This is a genomic window from Bifidobacterium callitrichos DSM 23973 (genome assembly GCF_000741175.1).
Classification (GTDB): domain Bacteria; phylum Actinomycetota; class Actinomycetes; order Actinomycetales; family Bifidobacteriaceae; genus Bifidobacterium; species Bifidobacterium callitrichos.
The window spans coordinates 1-18,473 of the sequence record NZ_JGYS01000033.1; the positions used below are offsets into that span (position 1 = coordinate 1).

Below are 18,473 nucleotides of genomic sequence, written 5' to 3' on the forward strand. Positions count from 1 at the left end.
GGGAAACGGCAATCACACATCCTCCCGTTTGGGAGGGCGTCACGCACTGCGTGAACCACCCGGTACGACACTGAACAGGTCGAACGGGTCACAGAACGTCAACACTTTTCGCGTCCGCCGTCCGGTCCCCGAACCGTCACGGTTCCACTCCCCCGCCCTTGTGGTGGGATGCTAATTGAAGATTTGCGGCGACCATAGCCAAGGTGAGACGCCCGGTCCCATTCCGAACCCGGAAGCTAAGGCCTTGCACGGCGATGGTACTGCACCCGAGAGGATGTGGGAGAGTAGCACGTCGCCGCTACCAAACTCAAGTGGGCCCCGGTCGAGCAACAGCTCCCGGGGCCCAACCCATACCCACAACACCACCACACTCGGCACACGAAGAGAAGAAATGGCTCGCGATCACTCTCAAGTGGTCACGAGCCATTCGCGTGTCAGGATCGAATGCCGTCCCCGATACGTCGATCCCGCCAATAGAATTTGCGATCATGGTCATTGATCGCACGTACGACCCGGCATGGCGATCCGAAGGCCACCGAATCGGTGGGAATGTCCTTCGTGACCAGACTGCATGCGCCGATGACAGAATTGTCGCCTATGGTGACGCCTGGAAGCACGGTCACATTGGCTCCGATCCACACATTGCTACCGATGTGGATTGGCTCAGAGAACTGGGCAGGTTCGACCCTGCGGCGCAGATCCGGGTCAATCGGGTGGCCGGTCGTCACAAGAGTGACGTTCGGCCCGAGCATCGTATAGTCGCCGATGAAGATTTCGCCGTCGTCGACGAGCGTGAGGTTGAAGTTCGCGTACACATGGTCGCCCAGATGCGTCGAGCATCCCCAATTCGCATGCAGTGGAGGTTCGATCCATACGCCTTCGCCCATCGAACCGAAATAGGATTTCAGTAGCTTCTTGCGCTTGGGATCGTCGGCATGCAGGGCGTTGATATCGTACAGCAGGTCACGTTGCTCACGTTGGGCGACGCCCATCGTCCTCTCGTCCCAGAAGTACACTCCCGGGGAATGCATGATGTCGAATACCTGCTGTGGCACGGTCATGGTCGCTCCTGTCGTCGGTTCCGGCTTCCATGCCGGAGACTGCACTCATGATATCCGTCATTCGATCCGTCGTCTTGCCATCATGCGGAAGACGATGTACCCGGCAGCCAACACGACGGCGAATCCGAGGAACGATGCGACGGAGAACACCATGACGAACCATCCGAACTGGTCAAGCGGCGTCCAGGAGAGATACCAGTCGCCTGTGATCGCCGTGCACGCCTCGCCTGCGGAGCATGTGCCCCGATACAGAAGTATCAGGGTCGCGAGCAGCGGAATCGGCGTAAGGGAGCATATCAGCGGGAACAGCGCAGCACGCCATGGTCGTCTGCAGGTTTCTGCCCGTGATGCATACACGCCGTTAGCGACCAACAGCACCGGCGGGATGAAGAAGTTGATCATCAACGCAGCGGCCATAGTGTATCTGCCGTCAAAGAGGATGCTCGCTAATACAGATGCCAGAAACAGAGCGTACGTAAGACCGACCAAGATCACGCATGCGGTCGACCGGACGTCTCGGATGCCTGTACGAGTGTTCACGATCCACCTCCATCTGGTCTGGTCTTGGGCCCTTGCCCCATTGTGACGGAATGTTCTGATAAGTCACGGCAGGAATGTGGTGCAGCGCGGCGAGTGGAACATCCCATATGCGCCATAGCCGGAAAGTCGTATGCACACGAACGGCACATCGTTTCCAAGAAACTCTCAGGAATCACGCATGGGGCGTTGAATACGATGCGGTTATATGGAATCACAGCCACACAGGCGGTGATAATTGAACCTTTCTTCTTCTCTTCTTCCTCTCTCCGAGATGAGCCCGGCCCAATCCGCCGGGCTCATCTCGTTTCGCATACCTTTGACGGCCCCACGACCGGTTCCCGGGATTCCGGAACCGCATTCCCATGCGATTCGCAGCCCACACGGACGATCCGTTGAAGTTCGCGATGTTGTATATGAATCAACGACCACAAACGATAACGAAAAGGCGGTGATGACCAGAGCGCGAACCCAAATCCCTTCTTCTTCCTCTCTCCTTGAAGCCCGGCCTGATCAGCTGGGCTTTCTCGTCGTTGCGGTCAGCCCATCCAGAACGTCTCATCCCTATTCCCCATGATGTTCACCGTGGGTGAAACACCGGAATGATTCATCACCGTGGGAATTGAGGGAAGTGAAAGGCGAAGGTGAGAGCCTCGGGAGAGGTTCCGGAACCGGCCACGATATCCATCGTGCGAACGCCGCCACGGCAGGCGGCGCGAGGTGCGACGGTAGCCAAGCCGCGTTCCCTCCTAGTCAAGGAGTACCGATTATGGCAATGTTTCCGGCTTTGATGAATGACACGATGTTCTCTGATCTGTTCGATGACCCGTTCTTCGAGGGGTGGCGCAACACGGACAGCGGCATGAGCGCCGTCATGCCCGCCAACATGATGTCCACCGACGTGCGCGAGACCGACAAGGGCTACGACGTCGACATTGACATGCCCGGCATGAAGAAGGAAGACATCAACCTCGAGCTCAACAACGGATACCTGACCGTGTCCGCCACCCGCAGCGGCGAGCATGAGGACAAGAGCGATGACGCCCAGTCCGAGAACGGTAAGTGGCTGCGTCGCGAACGCTACGCGGGTTCCTGCTCTCGCAGCTTCTACGTCGGCGATCAGGTCAAGGAATCCGACATCCATGCCTCGTACAACAACGGCACGCTGTGCGTTCAGGTTCCGAAGATGCAGGCCGCCCCGCAGGTCGAGTCCAAGCACCAGATCGCCATCGAGGGCTGACGCCTCGACGCGACATCGGCTCGCGCAGACCGCACAGGCACGCCGCCCGTCTATACGTCCCGACCGGATTGAGTCGACGGACGACGGGAAACAAAGCCTAGCCTGAAAGGCGCCCTCACGACTTCCCGACAAGTCGTGAGGGCGCCTTTCGTTTTGCATTGTTTCAATGCGACTGCACGATTAACGACTACTTGAGCAGCCTCAGCTCGCCGAGCTTGTTCCTGATGTCGGTCGACGACGGTTCGACCTGGAACGCGCCGTCGGGGTAGAGGACGACAGGGATGTGCATCTGCCCGCTGATCGCCACCGCCTTGTCCGCGGCACCCTCCTCGCTCTCCAGATCATGCCAGACGTATTCGGCGCCGAACTCCTGCAGCGCTGCTTTCGCGCGCTTGCAGTCGCCGCACCAATCCGCTCCATACACTTCGATGGCCATGCCCGAGCTCCTTTTCTTGACGATTACATAAGCCAGTCGTCCCCGTCAGATGCGCGGGAACACGATCAACACGCTACATATAAGAAACGGCCCCGACTCTGGTAAAGTCGAGGCCAAAGAAATTCATACACAGAAATTCATACACAGCGAGTGTACCACGTACTGGTAATACGTGCTCTGACCGTGGAGTGTTGGGCCAGTCCGCCACGAAAATCCGCCCCCTCGGGTCCACCGTCGCGTCGTCCAATAAACACGCGCCGAGCTCGGCGGTGTCGCTCGTTGTAGAGCATCCTCAACAGACCTCGCGGACAGCAGATGGCATAAACGGGCTGGCCGACATCTCACACAAGACGCTCCGCGGGGATTCGCCGCCGTCGTGGGAAAAAGACAAAAAACTGGTAATGGCACCCACCAAAGTGAAGCGAGGCGACCGATCGACCGACCGACGTCACAGTCCATTGAGTGATCATTCACTTCGCGAGCTCTTGCCTTCCTCGCAAGGGCTCGTTCGCTCCGCTCCCTCCTCTCCCTCCCTCAATCACAGACACGAACCCGCCGCCAGCGTGGTGCAGCTGGTCTGCAGCTTACGATTCGTTGTTGTAGTTGCACGTTGATTGATGGTCGTTGGTTGGTTAGTCATTCATTAATTGGTTGCTGTACTTCTTACACGCGTACCTGCTTCCGCATGCCAGATCCAGTTCCTTCCAGCTCATTCGGCCATGGCACTTTTACGCACTTTCGCGGTGCGCCGCTCCTCCAGCAGCCGGTAGATGGTGGATCGGCTGACGTGCATCAGCTCCGCGATCTGTCTGACGGTCAGCGTCTTCGAGTCGTACAGGCGATGAATCTCGTCGATCCGCCTCTCGTCGAGCTTCGCCGGACGGCCGCCGGTGCGGCCGCGCGCACGGGCAGCCTCTAGTCCGGCCTGCGTCCTCTCGCGGATCAGATCACGCTCGAACTGCGACAGCGCGGCGAAGATGTTGAACGTGAGCATGCCGCCGGGCGTGGTCGTGTCGATCGCCTCGGTCAGGCTTACGAATCCGACGCCCAGCTTCTGGAACCGGTTCATCATCTCGACGAGGTTCTGCACGCTACGACCCAGACGGTCCAGCCGCCAGACGACGACCACGTCCCCTTCGCGCAGCAGCTCGATCATGTGGTCGAGTTCCGGGCGATGAGCCTTCACACCCGATGCGGTGTCAATGAAGATCCGATCACACCCGGCCTGCTCGAGCGCGTCGATCTGCAGATCCGCGTTCTGGCCCGCAGTGCTCACCCTGGCATATCCGAATCGCTTTTCCATGCCACCGAACGTACCATAACCCGACAAGTTCGATGAGTTTTGGGACATTGATTTTGGAACGGGTTTTGAGAATCCTTCACACGGCGTTTCGGCGACATCGCGATGCGGCTCCGAAATCGTATCGAAAACGACCGTTTTCGTGAATCATCGACCTTCCACATGACCCAGACAGCACGGCATAGTCGCGAGCCGGGAACGTAGATTCTCAAGAAACTTTCAGACTGCACCCATGATGCGTTGAACATCATGCGGTTATATATGAATCACGGCCACAACAGACCGCGATAACTGAATCCCTTCTTTCTTCTCTCTCCTTTCTTTTCCTTGAAAGCCCGGCCCACCGGCCGGGCTTTTCGTTTCCACGGACATCAGGGCATCAGGTAACCAGCTCGCGGGCGACCGGCGAATCAGAGTCCGCGACGCTTCAGGTCAGCGACCATCCCCACGTAGAACTCGCGCACGTCGAATCCGGGGATGTTCTCGCGATCCAGATCGATCATGTCCGCGTGGGAGATGCCACGGTTCCCGGTCGGTTCGACCCAGACGAAGTCGTCGCCCCACGGGAACGACGGCTGGGAGACGAGTCCGTCGTTGGGCCCGTCGAACCATTTGACCAGCGGATAGGTGAAGTTCAGCGGGAACTTGCCTGTGGTGGCATGCAGCAGGCGTGATCCCACGCTGCGGCAGACGATGCCTGGGAACGACCCCAGCCCGATCTCGCGGTTGATGCGCGCGCATCCGGACTGCGTGAGATCCCGCACCGCGGCCATGAAGTCCGGGTTCGGGTCGCCGAGCCTGGCGGCGGCCGCGTTGTACGTGGCCTCGACCCGACGCCTCGCGCCGTCCGGGACCTTGGAGAGCAGGTAGTCGGCGAATCCGCAGCCGCGATGAGGGGTGTTGATGGTGGTCAGCGATGCGACGAGCCCGCCGCCCCCCCTCGCGCGCGATCGCCCAACGCATGTCCAGTCCGCCCTTGGAGTGGGCGATGACGTTCACCTTCCCGCACCCGGTCTCGTCGACGATCCGGCGGATGCGCGCGGCGAGCTCCCGACCGGCATCCTCGACCGAAGCCGCCGACTGATGGCCTCCGTAATATACGGTCGCACCATTGCGTTCCAGTTCGCCGGGGATGCGTCCCCAGTAGTTGAGCACCTTCGAGTCGCGGAAGAAGACACCGTGCACCAGCAGGATCGGATATCGAGTGGCGCACACACGATAGGCCGCGCGGGAGGCGTCGAGCCGTTCCTTGTCGCCCTCGAACCGGACCTCCTCACGGCATGTGCGGATGATCAGCCGCAGCGCGACGAGGTTCGCGATGGGTATCCACCCGCAGATGACGCCGATGACCCGGATCTTCAGCCCCAGCTGGACGCTGGTCAGATAGACGGCGATGATGCCGATCCAGAAGACGATCGATTCCACGACGATCACGGACAGCACGATGGCGGCCCACGCCGGCCAGTCGTGCGGCATCATCGCGAACGCCGCGGCAACCAGCCCGACGGTCGCGATCAGCGTCGTCCACCAGAAGACCCGCAGCAGCCAGACTCCGATGTTCAGCGTCCGCAGTCTGCCGGGCATCCGAAATGAGGGGGAAGGGGATTGCGCGTTCATGACCGTCCTCCAATCATCCGACCGTTCCCGATTCCCAAGTGTAGGAGCACTGGCGTTGTCCGGTTGATTGATATGCGGCCAAACCCGCGCCCTCCGCCCGTCGCCCACACGACGGCACGACGGCGCGATGCCCCAGTGCGGTAATTATTTAATTAAATATTTATTTATTTAATTAAATAATTACCGCACACCGTACCGTTACCGGAATCAAAGGAAACGTCCACCTGAAGCCGATCGGCCGCGCAGGCTCGCACGCCATACTCGTCAGTACTCATAAGTCATCGCCTCCGCCTTGAACAGGCCATAGCATCTTCGTATGCGTCGCCTCTTGTGGCGACCGAAGCCCCGTGCTTACATGGTCCTCAACGACGGAGGGGGCCGCCGTTGCGCCGCCATCGCGTACGGCGGTAGGGGAATGACTCACGTAAAGGAGGTTCATGATGGTGTTCACGACATTGGATTTCGCCGAGGCGTATCTGCTGAAGACCGAGGTGAGGACCTCCGCGTCCATGCCCGATGCGTATCACGGCGACGACGGCTGGAAGTCGTCTGACGGGCCGATCGCCTCATACCAGCATCACGACGATCTACGGTAGCGAGCTACCGTAGATCGGTATTGCGGCAGCGCGACGACGAAACGCCTTCCGCACACCTCTGGTCCTGCAAAAAGGCCGGCACGGATCCCGGATCCGCTGCCGGCCTACATAATTAATTAAATAAATATTTAATTAATTACCGAAATACCACGATCTACCAAGCCTCACCGCTCGCCGATGTACTTGGAGAGCGCGTTCTCGATGACCTCCTGCATCTTCATGCCATGCTCGATCGCGTACACCTTGGCGGCGGCGCGGGTCTTGGCGTGCAGACGGATGGAGGTCATGACCAACGTGTTCTCATCGTCGGTTGGGGCGTCGTCCTTGCGGAACACGTCCTGGATCTCCTTGATCTCGCGATCCTCGGACGCCGGCTTGTACGCCTTCATGTTGCCTTTCACTGATTGACCTCCTTGATGAGCTCGGTGAGCACGTCACCGTATTCGTACAGTTTGGTGGGATTCCAGCCCAGGGACTTCTTGATCTCCTGACGCTTGTGCACCACGGCTTCGAACCGAGGGGTGTCGTTGTTCTCGAGCGCAGCCATCGTGTCCTTGAACGCGGTGGTGCCGATCTCGGCGCGCACGAGCAGCGCCGCCGCCGGCACCTTGCCGTCGACCGCCTGCAGCGTCGCCCATGCCTGCTGCAGATCGATCGGGGAGTCCGACGTCGGGACGATGACGAAGTCGGCCACCTCGATCGCCTTCTCGAGCACACGGCCGGACGGTGGCGCGTCGACGAAACACCATTCGCCGGTCTCGGGCCTGAGTCGTCCGAGCGTCGACAGGTTCGCCGGCGCGACGTCAAAGGGCAGTGGGTCGTGGTTGTCGTCGGCGAGGTCGGCCCACAGGCTTGCGGACGATTGCGGATCGGCGTCGAGCACCCTGGCGTCAAGCCCTCGCATGGTAGCCGCTGCGGCAAGGTAGATGGCCGTGGTGGTCTTGGCCACCCCGCCCTTGGCATTCGCGATGGTGATCTTCACGGACGCCCCTTTCAATAATTAATTAATTATTTAATTAATTATCAGAATAACACAGCGCGGCCGATCAAACGGCGGACGGAACCACGGACGAAAACACTTGACTTGCATGCAAGTAAAGTGTTTGATGGTCCTGTCAACACATCCACCGACAGTCGCAACGAAAGGGCGGTCGTCACGCAAGCCGCGACAGGAACGGAGCGGGCCATGACCACCGCAACCCAGATCCCACTGCCGCCGCTCCAGTCCTTGGAGCCGAACCCGAAGCAGGCCACCGCCGTCAGCCCCGCCGCAGACGCGGCGACGCCGAACCAGACCACCCACGATCGCGGCGACTTGTCCGACCGCCTGATGGCACCGAGATGGTGGTATCCGGTCGGAGGCGCAATCAACGGCGCCATATATCTGATGACGGGCATCCTCTTCACGCAGGAATCCATTCAAGGCCCTGAGCTCAGCGCATATCTGCACCGAATAATATTGTCTGCGTTGATCATGGCAGCCTGCCTGACGTTGGCTCATGTGAGCAACGCGCTGTCGAAATGGCGCAAGCAGCAGATCGGACCGGAGTTCACATTCGACATCACCATGGGAGGCCTCCGGCCCCGCAATACGGTCATGAAAATATCGGTGATCGCTCAGGCCGTCGTGATGGTCCTCGCGTTCGCGGCGACCATATGGCTCCTGCCATCCCAGTCCGTACTTCCTGAGGGACCGATGCTCGTCGCCGTCGCGATGGGCGTCATCTGCGGACTCCGGGACTACGGATATGATCGGTATCTCGTCCATACCCTCAAACGCGGCAGGTGATGATCACGAAGAAAGACACTGTCACCCCACGATTCGACCCCGTCATCCACGAGCCCACGCGCCTGCGGATCTGCGGCATGCTCTCCCCGGTCAAGGAGATGTGCTTCGCCGACATCCGCGACGCCCTCGGATTGAGCGACTCCATGTGTTCGCGCCATCTCAACGCACTGGCCGAGAGCAACTACATCGACGTCTACAAGCTCCCCGGAGACACCAACCGGCATCGGGTCACCTGGGCGGCCCTCACCCCGCAGGGCCACCAGGCGCTCGAAGCGCACCTCGCGGCGCTCCAGGCCATCGCCAACGGCACCATGCTGTAGCGCCGGATCACTTGTCCGGCTAACATCCGACCGTCTTTCCATTTCCGGTTTGCGGTATTTAATTAATTAAATATTTAAATAATTAATTATTTACCACAAACCTATCCAAAAGACATGCGATACTGCCTTAGAGCTACCGCCAACTCTCTAGCCGTATCTGTCGCGCGCGACGGTCATTCCTCCAAGGCGGCGGGATCGTACCAGGTGATACGCAGGTGGAATGTACCGTCGTTGGGGTGCCAGCCCTGGAAACCCAGGTCGTTCCAGTCCATCGGCATCGCCCCGGCTTCCTCGGTGAAGGGTTTCGACTGCGCGATGAGGTCACGTTGTGTTTCGTCCGGCATGCCGAGCGCCTCGGCCATGCATCGGAATCCTTCGAAGCGCATCGGATCCTTGCCGTCGTCGGCGGGGACGACGAGGTAGATGTCCTTCGGCGGATGCTCGTTCTCGCTCGCAGCGCCCGCTGAGTTCTCGGGCGCTATCTGGAACGCGGCCTTTGACTCGGAGGAATCATCCGGATCGTTGCAGTCTGCGACCTCGGTCATGTCCTCGAACGTGTATCGCCGGGCACTCTGCGCAGGCAGCTCATAGGCGCCGAGTATGGCGTCGGCATTGATGCGGCGCCATGCCCATACCACCGTCACGCATATGATGACAACCAGCAGCACCACTCCTGCGATCACCCACGGGCGGCGTCCGCTCCACCGGCTCCCTTGAATATCACCGCCGCGCGCACCGCCATGTGACGCCCCATTGCCTCCCATGATCCTCACCCACTTCGCTCTGCCTCGACCGCGCTCCATCGCGCTGTCCTTATGATGATTCCATTTTAAATCCGCCCCCCTGAATCAAGAGACTCGTTAGGCGCATCAAACCCACGAAAGCCCTACTGTCAGCAGGCGCGAACACAATCGCCATCTGATTAAAGTGGACAATTGGGAAGAAAAGTGGACGCAATTCCAATCGCGTCCACTGTAATGTGGCCATCCATGTCTCGGAGAGGGCGCAGCCCACCTACAACTCGACCTGTTCCCACTGCGCTGGCAGCGGGATGCTCCTCGTCAAAGTGAAGCAGGCCAGTACTAGGCCGATGAAGGCGCATGTGACCACAAGTACCATGACGGCGCGGAATCCCAGCCAATGCGTCTGCAGCATCCATCCGACCAGCGCCGGAGTCATGGCGCCAGGCACGCCGACCGTGGTTTCGAACACGGTGGACACCCGACCCTGCATATGATCCGGAGTATGCCCGTAAATGAAACCGAGTTCTCCGGCATTCATGGATGGGAACAACAGCGATGCAACAACCATGCACGCGACTATCGCGCCATACGAATCAGCGAAAAGAAGTGGGATCATGGCGACGGAGAACACAGCGAAGGTGAGAATGATGAGCTTGCCGGTTGGGATGTGATCGACCAGCCAGCCCGCTGCAAGAGAACCGATCAGCGCCGCGACGCCTGTGGCCGTGCTTACCAGACCAATGAGTACCGGATCCGTCCCGCGTGCCGCGAGCATGATCTGCACACCGACGATGCTGCCGTAGCAGGCGATGTTGATCACTGTGCCTTGGACGATGGCCGCGAGGATCGTGCGTCTGGTCAGCGTCCATCTCCATCCTTCGACGAACTGGGCGAGGAACCCCTCATCCTGGCCAGCCTTCGCATGCGAAGAGGACTCATCAGACACGTCATCCTGCGCCTTCGCGCTCGGTTTTCGGCAGCGCCATCGCCGTGACGGTCGCGACCAGATAGAGCGCCGCGGAAACAAGGAACGGAAACCAGACGGAAAGGTGGTAGAGCAGGCCTCCTACAGCGCCGCCGGACAGCTCGACACAGGATTCACGCGCCTCACGTATCGCCTGAGCCTTGGCGAAGCGTTCCACCGGCACGATCGACTTGAGCATGGCGTCGTTGGACGGCCCCAGCATCCCGTTCATGACGGCGAAAATGATGACGATCAGCGCGAACGTGACCGTATTCATCATCCCCGCGGCAAGCAGACCAGTCGCCGTCAGGGACAGCAGCAAACCGATGAGACCAAGCAGAACCATCAGCCTCCGACGATCATGACGATCGGCGATCGCGCCACCGACGGACATCAGCACCAGACCTATGACCGATTCGAGAGTGACGAGCAATCCTGCGACGAGTGTGGAGTGCGACAGCGCCAGTCCGATCAGCGGGACGACGAATGTGCGCAGACTGACTGCGAATACGTCTGATGTGTCGGACAGGAACCAATTGCGGTAGGCGGCGATCCTCCATAAGGAGGAACCGGGATGGACAGAGGAGCGTGTACCGGTGTTCATGATGAAACTCGTTTCATGGTCAAGCCGCCGTAAGCCGATCCGCGTCGACCGGATATGGTCGGTCGTGCCGGATCGTTCATGGAGGCAGCGTTCGGGAATTTGGCATGACGACGTATCGCGCGACCTAGGTCAGGTCGCGACGTGAAGAACGGAGGATGTGTGGTCCTCTGGCCTAGTCGTATGCGAAGGATTCCAGAACGACGTACATACGAATTCCTTTTGTTCGACAACGATGTCCTCGATGCAGCAACGGATTTCGATATCCGTCACGCATCGCTCGTACGTTCAATGATACCGCCAAACAGCTGTCAGACGAGCGTTAGGGAGTCTTACTCGTATCCTGCAACTTGCAAGGAGACATGGCATCATTCCTCGTCATTGCCGACTTCTAGACCAGCAGCGTCTCCGTTTTTCGGCGTCTTCTGGCGGTCAGTGTCCAACAGTCGACGATTCTCTGCCGCTACCGCATGAGGATCATAGTTAGGCGATCCCACAAAATGACTGACCGTGGTTCTCACCCGAGGTTGTCTCTTGGACTCTTCCATAGCTCGTTTAACGTTCTCTTCCGCAATGGCATCAAATAACGCCTTGCGTTTTCTCTCAATTTCCACTTTCCGTTTCGCTTCAGCAGCGATTGCTTTCGCTTCTTGACACATCCGGCGTTCTTCACGTCGCTCCTCTTTTGTCGGAACCACGTGCGAAGAGGCAGAAAGAATGACTTTCCCATCGCCGTATCGGACAGTAAGATCTGTCCAGTATTTCTGTACCTCGGAAATTCCGGCACGAAATGTCTGTCTAAACCGCTTCATGAGCTCGGCATCACTGCCAAACTGATCACGCAACTGATCCCAAGTGACTACAACAGGACCACCGCCCACATAGAGCCGTCGCGCTGCCCACCAATAGATGTCTAGAGCCAAAGGGCTATTAATCTTCGCCACAATGTCAAGATCAACCGGAACAACCTTACGAGTTATCATCGCAATGTATTCGGGTGAGAACTGTACCCAAGACTGATCTAAAGTCTCGGCATCATCACGCAACCCCCAATATGCGCTCATTGTTCGAGCCACTACAAACTGGACACCTCTCGTATACTCCGGGTCACCTTCATCGGAGATACTAATCGTCGATTTCCATAGCCGCTCCATCTGTGTTCTCAGGTTCTTTGCCTGACGCCCACCGATGGTGCTACCTATCGATCTCATAAACTGTCTGAAGCTACCACCGAGATGCAACGTAAGAGTGTCTTTGCTCCAACTCGGATCACCTGTCGTAATCATCTGGAGCAGGAAGATCTCAAACTTTCTTGGATAGATGCCACTTGCAACTTCATCAGTGCTGGACTGGATACTCACGGTGAGAGTGCCGTTACGTCTGACAATGCGGGTCAAATGCCTGCTGCGATATGGCATGGAAACCATACTGGAAATCTTGCTTACTAAGCCGTAACGTCGACGCTCTTCAGCGACAGCAACATCTTTACTTATAGAATGAGTCATGTGAGCCTCCTGAAGCTTGACCATTTCGGGGTTCGCGATCACCCCTCAGAGGTTGCCGCCTTTGAGGGGATTTTCGTTGGAATGACGCCGTTTTCTCCCGTGTCATTTAGGTGCGACTATAGCATGCGCACCTAAATGACACAAAGCTCTGGCTCAACCGTGTCTTTTAGGTGCGTTTTGCGATTTATGCCGTGTCTTTTAGGTGCTTGCGTGGGGCTTTAGGTGCGGACGATGGGGCTTTAGGTGCGTTTTCGTGGGGCTTTAGGTGCGCCAACCCCACGAAAGCCCTACTGCCAGTAAGGCTGCGATGGCGCCGCCTGTAATACCAGTAATAGCCTGTATCAACCCCTACCCCTTACAAACTCCAGCGCGGCAACTGAACTGCACCACTCTTCAGCAAAACCTGTGGGGCCTTAGGTGCATCAACGTCTACAAACCTCATTGTCCACAGCCTTAATGGGCGATTGCGTCCCAATTGAAAGGACTGTCGGAGGCAAGGCGGACGAAATCCTGTCATGCGCCCTTTAATAGCGTTGGCAAGGCCTTTCACTGGTCGCATCATGCGAACCTTGTCCCAAAGGGGAAGTCGCACTCGATCACGGATCGGCAAATTCTCCATCAGAGCGTCTCCACGGTGCGACTCTCGCGGAATCGGCTTGAAATCAACGTTTTCGACCTTACCTCAGTTCATGAGAACGGAAGAACAAGGTCGAGATGAAGGAGAAGCGAACGGCAATCAGGCGAAACCTTGTCCCAAAAGGGAGAACCGTCATCTCGGCCAGTCAGCAAGGAACGAACCGGCCTTGTCGTCGTCGCTGCGGTAGGCCTTGCCGAACTCGTCGATGAGGCCGTGGAGTTCCTTGAGCTGATTGACGTCGAGACCGGTGGCGAGCACCGCCGGTGCGTACGACCGGTGGAACGCCGGGTATCCGGCCGGCACGTCGAACCCGAGGAACGCGAACAGGCGTCGCGCGTAGGTGTCCGCGACGAACGCGCGACGGGAGAACACGTACAGCACCAGGTCGTCGGCGGTCTCGCCGCCGATGCCGAATAGCGACAGCAGTTCGGAGCGCAGTTCGTCATCCGTCATGTTCTCTGCGCCGGACGGATCGGCGCCGCAGCGTTCGATGTACCACTGGCTCAGCGACTGCAGCGTGCGCGCCTTGTTCCGGTAGAACCCGGATGGGCGTATGAGTTCCTGCAGTTCCTCGGGTTTCAGCGCGACGATGGCATGCGGTTCGAGCGCATCGGCCGCCTTCAGCGCCGCGAGCGAACGGTCGACATTGCCCCATGCGGTGTTCTGTGTGAGGACCGCTCCGACCATGATCTCGAACAGCGTCTCGGCCGGCCACCAGTTCGTGGGCCCGATCTCGCGTTCCATGGTCTCGTACAGCCGCTCGATGTCCTCGGGACCAGGACGTCCACCACGCGATGGACGGTCGACACGACCGGCGCAGCCGACACCGGACCGTCGAGTCACTCGCCGAGTTCCTTCTCCAGCCACTTGTATTCCGCCTCGATCTCCGCGTCATGGATGGCGGTGATCGCGATGCGGTATTTATCGGTGAGCTTGTCGTTGTCGATCGACCCCTCGCCGTCGCTGTACATGCGGCGCGCATCCCCGTCGAGCACCGCGAGTCTGCGTCGCAGCACCTCGCGCCGCTTCTCCTCGTCCGGTATGACGGACAGGAATGACATGACGACCGACCACTTGGTGATGTCGGTGAGCATGTAGCCGTCCGCATTGCTGAGCTCGTCGATCAGCTTGTCACGACCGGCCTGCTCCAGATGGAACTCGCGCAGACGACGGCCGTTGACCACCTTGAAGCTTTCGCCCAGATAGCCCGCCTCGACGAACTTGCCGGTCACGGAGTGCAGCGTGCCGTCGCTGAACGCGCGCGCGTACCCCTGCAGCTGCTCCATCTTCTTGCGTAGTCGGTAGCCGCACAGTGGCTCCTCCGACAGGAATCCCAAAGTCATGATCTCCACGATATTCATGCCACACATGATACCTCAGAGTGATATATCTCAGGCCAACACGCCGATGGCGACAGCGAAGGGAATCGCCGGCAAACGCCGACTTTCCAACGGTTTTTCACTGCGATATATATTTAGTTGATATATCTCAGCTTGAAATATCTCGGAAGGAGTCATATAGTGATGACCAACGCGGAGGCGACGGGACGCTCCCTGAGCCGACGCCACGAAACGAACGCCACACGGCATTGGAACATCCTCAGGGAGGCAATCATGAGCAACATCACCATATTCGGCGCGGGCAACATCGGATCCGCTGTCGCCGGCATCGCCGTCAAGTCCGGGGCTGCCGTCCAGGTCATCGACCGCAATCCCGACAAGGCGGCCGCAGCAGCCAACGGCGTGACCGCCGGCAAGTTCGGCGACGCCGCGATCGCGGGCGATGTCGTCGTCCTCGCCCTGCCATTCCCCGCCTACGACGAGCTCGTCTCCGCCTACGCCGACCAGCTGACCGGCAAGACCGTGGTGGACGTGTCCAACCCGATCGACTTCACCACCTTCGATCTCGCCCTGCCGGAGGGCGCCGCCTCCGCCGCCGAGTACCTCGCCGGCAAGCTGCCGCAGTCCAAGATCGTCAAGGCCTTCAACACCACGTTCGCCGCGACGCTGGCCACCGGCGTCAACGACGGCGCCCCGACCGTCGTGCAGCTGGCAGGCGACGACGAGGGCGCCAAGAACGCCGTCAAGGCGTTCGTCGAGGCCGCGGGCCTCAAGACCGTGGACACCGGCGCCTTGAAGCGCGCCCAGTACCTCGAGGGTTACGGCGCACTGCAGATCATCCTCGGCGTGACCGAGCAGACTCCGTGGACTGGTGGTTTCAAGGTCGTCAAGTAGCCGATGTCTGACGGACGTTCGGAACCTTTCCCGACCGTCGACCTGCAGTGAGACCCGTGCGACAACCATCGCACGGGTCTCTTGCGCGATGAGAACGGCGTCATGAAGCCGTTTTAAGGGTGATGCCGCATCACCTTGCCTTGCATTAATTATTTAATTAAATAATTAATTATTTATATATTTAATTAATTATTGCGTGTTGGCGCTTCCGTCGGATTGTACGATTATGGGCATGGCGAACAAGCGAAAGACGATCGAGGAAAGTGCAGGCCCGGGCCGCTCACTGATACGGCCCCAGACCCTTGCGGACATCGAACGGCGCGAACCGGACAGCAAGGAGATCTGGTACGGCCACTCGATCCTCACCTCGACGCTGTTCCCGCCCACCCAACCGTCGGCGGACACCGACTTCGTCAGCAAGACCAACGGCACGCTCGAATACGTGCTCGAGGCCGGCATCGACCCCGAGGAGCGCAAACGCAAGTTCCCCTACGGCAAGTACCCGAGACTGATCATGGCGTGGATCGCCAAGCAGATCCGCACGGCAGGCAAGATGAAGACCGAGTACGTCGATCCGCAGACCCGCACCATCACCATCCCGTCGATCTGGCAGATGTGCAACGAGCTCGGCCTGCAGCGCGGAGGCAAGACCGCCGACAAGATCCAGGAGCAGCTTCGCCTGCTGCTGTCCAGCCACATCACGATCCGCAAGACCACCGGTTTCTCCGGCGGCAAGATGCACGACATGATCAGCCTGCCGATCGTCGAGGCCGTCCGATTCAAGGAGAGCGACACCAACGCCGCGTTCTCCGGCAGCGCCTTCGTCCTCACCAAGGAGGTGTACGAGCGTCTGGCGCGCGAATCGGCGCCGTTTGATACGCGGGCGAGCTCGCTGCTCCTGTCCGGCCGCAGCGTGCTGCCGTACGACACCTATGTGTGGCTGACCGGCAGCATGCGCAATCTCCGTCACGATCTTCCTGTCACCTGGGACTGGCTGTACGAACGTTTCGGCGACAGCATCAGCAGCAAGCAGAACTTCCACGCGAAGTTCCGCAAGGCGTTGGCCAAGGTGCGCGACGTATACCCGTCCGTCCATGTGAGCGTCGACGAGAAGGGTGTGACCCTGCACCCGAGTCCGACCGCCATCGCCGCACGTCACCTGATCGACGGCGAGTATGTGGATGAGGCCATAGCGCAGGACGTGCCGGATGCGGTGGATCCAGTTTCAAATCCAACTCCGAACCAATACGATAGTCCATCCGAAAACGGCGGAAAATAGCCGATTTCGCCATTCTGGGTCGCCCTGTCCAGCGACCGGCCGGAATCGCCTGCGGCATATGGCTTCACGGCAGGCGTTCCGGGCGAAATTGTGGACCATCGTATTGGCCTGCAGACGCCTCGGGCCCATGCCGTTCCGACGCCTCTGGCTTGCGACAAGACGCAATCAACGGTGATTTCGCCGTTTTTTCGTTGGAATCTCAACGAAAACACAGGATTGTACGATAGTCCACCTGTTTCACTATTCGGATGCATCCGAATGCATCGGCGACCCCCGCCCGGGTTCAGAAAAACACGGAAACGCTGTCACGGCGGCCTTCTCGACGGCTGTCGAGAAGGCCGCCGATTGTCATTGTGATGGACCTTTGTAATGGCCGATATCCAGCGCGAACGCTCGGCACATATACGCGAAAACGTTGGAATCGCAACGAAAAAAGCCTCGTCGAACGTTGGCATGTGAGGTAATGCAAAGGTCCATCACATTCGTCGCGACGACAGATCGACCATGCCCATGAACGCCGCTGCCGCAATGCCATCCGAGTCGTTTTCATGCCCGCCGGATCGTCCGGAAAGTGCAATTTGGTGGACTATCGTCCAACCTCCGTCAGGACAGCAACGCCTCGACGCGCACCGTATCCGAATGGATCGCGACGATCATGCAAACCGCGACCACGACGGCCAGCACGCGCTGGGCGATCAACGCCCTGCCGTAGCCGTCCGGTGATGGACGAGAACGACGGATCGCGAGCACCACGACCGCGGAACAGGCAAGTACGGGCACCCACAGGACGATCACCGGAAGACTCGTCCCGGCGATCTTCAAACCGAGATCGCCGAACTGGATCGCTGCCACGATGTCGATCGCAGCCACCCACAGGATGACATTACGTGCCGAGGCATCAAGACCGATGCGTAAGACCGGCGTGACGACACCGTTCTCGCGATCGATCCGCAGCGCGCACATCCCCTCAATGGTGTTCGCCGAGACGGCGATGGCATCGGCGATAACCATGGCGGAAATCAGCCATATATGAGTCTTCGCCAGTTTGTGTGGTGGGGTGTTGTGCCTCGGCGTCTTTGCCGGGGCTTTTTCGTGTGGGATATGAGAGGGGCGTTCTCCTGTATGGTTTGTTTCCGCCAAGAAAGTAGAACCGGAACAAGGGAACGCCTGTGCCAACCATATCAGCCGGCGCGCTCAAGCGCATGCTGCACCTGCCCGCCAACGTCGTGGTCTCCACGCCCCGCGTCGAGGACGACCCGCGTGGCGGGACCGTCGTCATCGTGCCGGTGCGCCCGTACGCGGACGACATGGACCGGTGCGCCAGATGCGGCGGGCACGGCCGGCCGTACGACCGGTTGGGCGTGCGGCGCTGGCGCCACCTCGACCTCGGGTGCGCCAGGCTCCTGTTGGAGTACGCGCCCCGGCGCGTCATGTGCCGCGAGCACGGGGTGACGGTCGCGATGGTGCCGTGGGCGCGCAGGAAGAGCGCGTACACGCGCGACTTCGAGCAGCAGGTCGCGTGGTTGAGCGTGCACGCGCCCAGAAGCGCCGTGTCGGCGCTGATGCGCATCGACTGGAAGAGCGTGGGCCACGTGTGCAAAAGGGTCGCCGACG

Annotated in this window: 22 protein-coding genes and 1 rRNA gene; 9 read left to right on the top strand and 14 right to left on the bottom strand. The window is 59.3% G+C overall.

What is annotated here, in order from left to right; genetic code table 11:
* Positions 1-184: 184 nt before the first annotated feature.
* Positions 185-301 (top strand): 5S ribosomal RNA (rrf, locus tag BCAL_RS11880).
* A gap of 133 nt (positions 302-434) precedes the next feature.
* On the opposite strand, the gene BCAL_RS11885 is transcribed toward rrf, so the two are convergent.
* Both BCAL_RS11885 and BCAL_RS11890 read right to left on the bottom strand, forming a co-directional pair.
* Positions 435-1,031 carry a sugar O-acetyltransferase gene (locus BCAL_RS11885; RefSeq protein ID WP_238549709.1) on the bottom strand — a complete coding sequence of 199 codons (597 nt, stop codon included), beginning with the start codon at positions 1,029-1,031 and terminating at the stop codon, positions 435-437.
* 87 nt (positions 1,032-1,118) lie between these two features.
* Positions 1,119-1,478, bottom strand: a complete 360-nt coding sequence (locus BCAL_RS11890) for a hypothetical protein (RefSeq protein WP_238549707.1) — start codon at positions 1,476-1,478, stop codon at positions 1,119-1,121.
* An 889-nt stretch (positions 1,479-2,367) separates the two neighbouring features.
* Here BCAL_RS11890 and BCAL_RS11895 point away from each other — a divergent pair.
* A complete protein-coding gene (locus BCAL_RS11895) occupies positions 2,368-2,838 on the top strand; it encodes an Hsp20/alpha crystallin family protein (RefSeq protein WP_043167748.1) in 471 nt (156 codons plus the stop codon).
* A gap of 187 nt (positions 2,839-3,025) precedes the next feature.
* Here the strand turns inward: BCAL_RS11895 and BCAL_RS11900 are convergent, their stop codons facing one another.
* The 3 genes from BCAL_RS11900 to BCAL_RS13860 all read right to left on the bottom strand — a co-directional run bounded on the left by BCAL_RS11900 (position 3,026) and on the right by BCAL_RS13860 (position 5,347).
* Positions 3,026-3,274, bottom strand: coding sequence for a mycoredoxin (locus BCAL_RS11900; protein ID WP_043167746.1), 249 nt, complete (start codon positions 3,272-3,274; stop codon positions 3,026-3,028).
* 709 nt (positions 3,275-3,983) lie between these two features.
* On the bottom strand, positions 3,984-4,577 hold the full coding sequence (locus BCAL_RS11905) for a recombinase family protein (protein ID WP_043167744.1): 594 nt from the start codon (positions 4,575-4,577) through the stop codon (positions 3,984-3,986).
* A 407-nt stretch (positions 4,578-4,984) separates the two neighbouring features.
* Positions 4,985-5,347 (bottom strand): hypothetical protein, encoded by a 363-nt coding sequence (locus BCAL_RS13860; RefSeq protein WP_052119343.1) that lies wholly within the window; start codon positions 5,345-5,347, stop codon positions 4,985-4,987.
* 620 nt (positions 5,348-5,967) lie between these two features.
* Between BCAL_RS13860 and BCAL_RS13585 the strand changes: the two genes are divergently transcribed.
* Both BCAL_RS13585 and BCAL_RS13360 read left to right on the top strand, forming a co-directional pair.
* Entirely contained in the window at positions 5,968-6,258 is a 291-nt protein-coding gene (locus BCAL_RS13585; protein ID WP_052119342.1) for a hypothetical protein, read from the top strand.
* A 370-nt stretch (positions 6,259-6,628) separates the two neighbouring features.
* Positions 6,629-6,787 (top strand): hypothetical protein, encoded by a 159-nt coding sequence (locus tag BCAL_RS13360; protein WP_156101988.1) that lies wholly within the window; start codon positions 6,629-6,631, stop codon positions 6,785-6,787.
* A 164-nt stretch (positions 6,788-6,951) separates the two neighbouring features.
* Here BCAL_RS13360 and BCAL_RS11915 read toward each other — a convergent pair whose 3' ends face one another.
* Together BCAL_RS11915 and BCAL_RS11920 are read right to left on the bottom strand one after the other, a co-directional pair.
* Positions 6,952-7,188: a hypothetical protein gene (locus tag BCAL_RS11915; RefSeq protein ID WP_043167742.1), complete on the bottom strand. Its 237-nt coding sequence runs from the start codon at positions 7,186-7,188 to the stop codon at positions 6,952-6,954.
* Positions 7,185-7,769 (bottom strand): ParA family protein, encoded by a 585-nt coding sequence (locus BCAL_RS11920; RefSeq protein WP_043167740.1) that lies wholly within the window; start codon positions 7,767-7,769, stop codon positions 7,185-7,187. The genes BCAL_RS11915 and BCAL_RS11920 overlap by 4 nt, the downstream gene beginning before the upstream one ends.
* A gap of 204 nt (positions 7,770-7,973) precedes the next feature.
* Between BCAL_RS11920 and BCAL_RS11925 the strand changes: the two genes are divergently transcribed.
* Entirely contained in the window at positions 7,974-8,576 is a 603-nt protein-coding gene (locus tag BCAL_RS11925; RefSeq protein WP_043167738.1) for a hypothetical protein, read from the top strand.
* Positions 8,576-8,896: a transcriptional regulator gene (locus BCAL_RS11930; protein ID WP_043167736.1), complete on the top strand. Its 321-nt coding sequence runs from the start codon at positions 8,576-8,578 to the stop codon at positions 8,894-8,896. Before BCAL_RS11925 ends, BCAL_RS11930 begins: the two co-directional genes overlap by 1 nt.
* 173 nt (positions 8,897-9,069) lie before the next feature.
* Here the strand turns inward: BCAL_RS11930 and BCAL_RS11935 are convergent, their stop codons facing one another.
* From BCAL_RS11935 to BCAL_RS11960, 6 genes are all read right to left on the bottom strand, one after another.
* On the bottom strand, positions 9,070-9,699 hold the full coding sequence (locus tag BCAL_RS11935; RefSeq protein ID WP_152600442.1) for a hypothetical protein: 630 nt from the start codon (positions 9,697-9,699) through the stop codon (positions 9,070-9,072).
* Positions 9,700-9,910: 211 nt separating this feature from the next.
* Complete coding sequence (locus BCAL_RS11940; RefSeq protein ID WP_238549708.1) at positions 9,911-10,585, bottom strand: MFS transporter; 675 nt, start codon at positions 10,583-10,585, stop codon at positions 9,911-9,913.
* Position 10,586: 1 nt separating this feature from the next.
* Positions 10,587-11,207 (bottom strand): MFS transporter, encoded by a 621-nt coding sequence (locus tag BCAL_RS11945; protein ID WP_043167732.1) that lies wholly within the window; start codon positions 11,205-11,207, stop codon positions 10,587-10,589.
* Positions 11,208-11,572: 365 nt separating this feature from the next.
* Positions 11,573-12,709: a replication protein RepA gene (locus tag BCAL_RS12475; RefSeq protein WP_160268306.1), complete on the bottom strand. Its 1,137-nt coding sequence runs from the start codon at positions 12,707-12,709 to the stop codon at positions 11,573-11,575.
* A 769-nt stretch (positions 12,710-13,478) separates the two neighbouring features.
* Positions 13,479-14,090 carry an endonuclease III domain-containing protein gene (locus BCAL_RS11955; protein ID WP_081887471.1) on the bottom strand — a complete coding sequence of 204 codons (612 nt, stop codon included), beginning with the start codon at positions 14,088-14,090 and terminating at the stop codon, positions 13,479-13,481.
* A 95-nt stretch (positions 14,091-14,185) separates the two neighbouring features.
* Positions 14,186-14,707 carry a PadR family transcriptional regulator gene (locus tag BCAL_RS11960; protein WP_043167730.1) on the bottom strand — a complete coding sequence of 174 codons (522 nt, stop codon included), beginning with the start codon at positions 14,705-14,707 and terminating at the stop codon, positions 14,186-14,188.
* Positions 14,708-14,869: 162 nt separating this feature from the next.
* Here BCAL_RS11960 and BCAL_RS11965 point away from each other — a divergent pair, with 162 nt between their 5' ends.
* Together BCAL_RS11965 and BCAL_RS11970 are read left to right on the top strand one after the other, a co-directional pair.
* Positions 14,870-15,580, top strand: coding sequence for an NADPH-dependent F420 reductase (locus BCAL_RS11965; RefSeq protein WP_081887469.1), 711 nt, complete (start codon positions 14,870-14,872; stop codon positions 15,578-15,580).
* 232 nt (positions 15,581-15,812) lie between these two features.
* Positions 15,813-16,859, top strand: coding sequence for a replication protein RepA (locus BCAL_RS11970; protein ID WP_081887470.1), 1,047 nt, complete (start codon positions 15,813-15,815; stop codon positions 16,857-16,859).
* A gap of 603 nt (positions 16,860-17,462) precedes the next feature.
* On the opposite strand, the gene BCAL_RS11975 is transcribed toward BCAL_RS11970, so the two are convergent.
* On the bottom strand, positions 17,463-17,870 hold the full coding sequence (locus tag BCAL_RS11975; RefSeq protein WP_043260162.1) for a hypothetical protein: 408 nt from the start codon (positions 17,868-17,870) through the stop codon (positions 17,463-17,465).
* 158 nt (positions 17,871-18,028) lie between these two features.
* On the opposite strand from BCAL_RS11975, the gene BCAL_RS11980 reads away from it, so the two are divergent.
* Positions 18,029-18,473, top strand: a 445-nt coding sequence (locus BCAL_RS11980; protein ID WP_043260164.1) for a helix-turn-helix domain-containing protein, incomplete at its 3' end; no start/stop codon positions are given.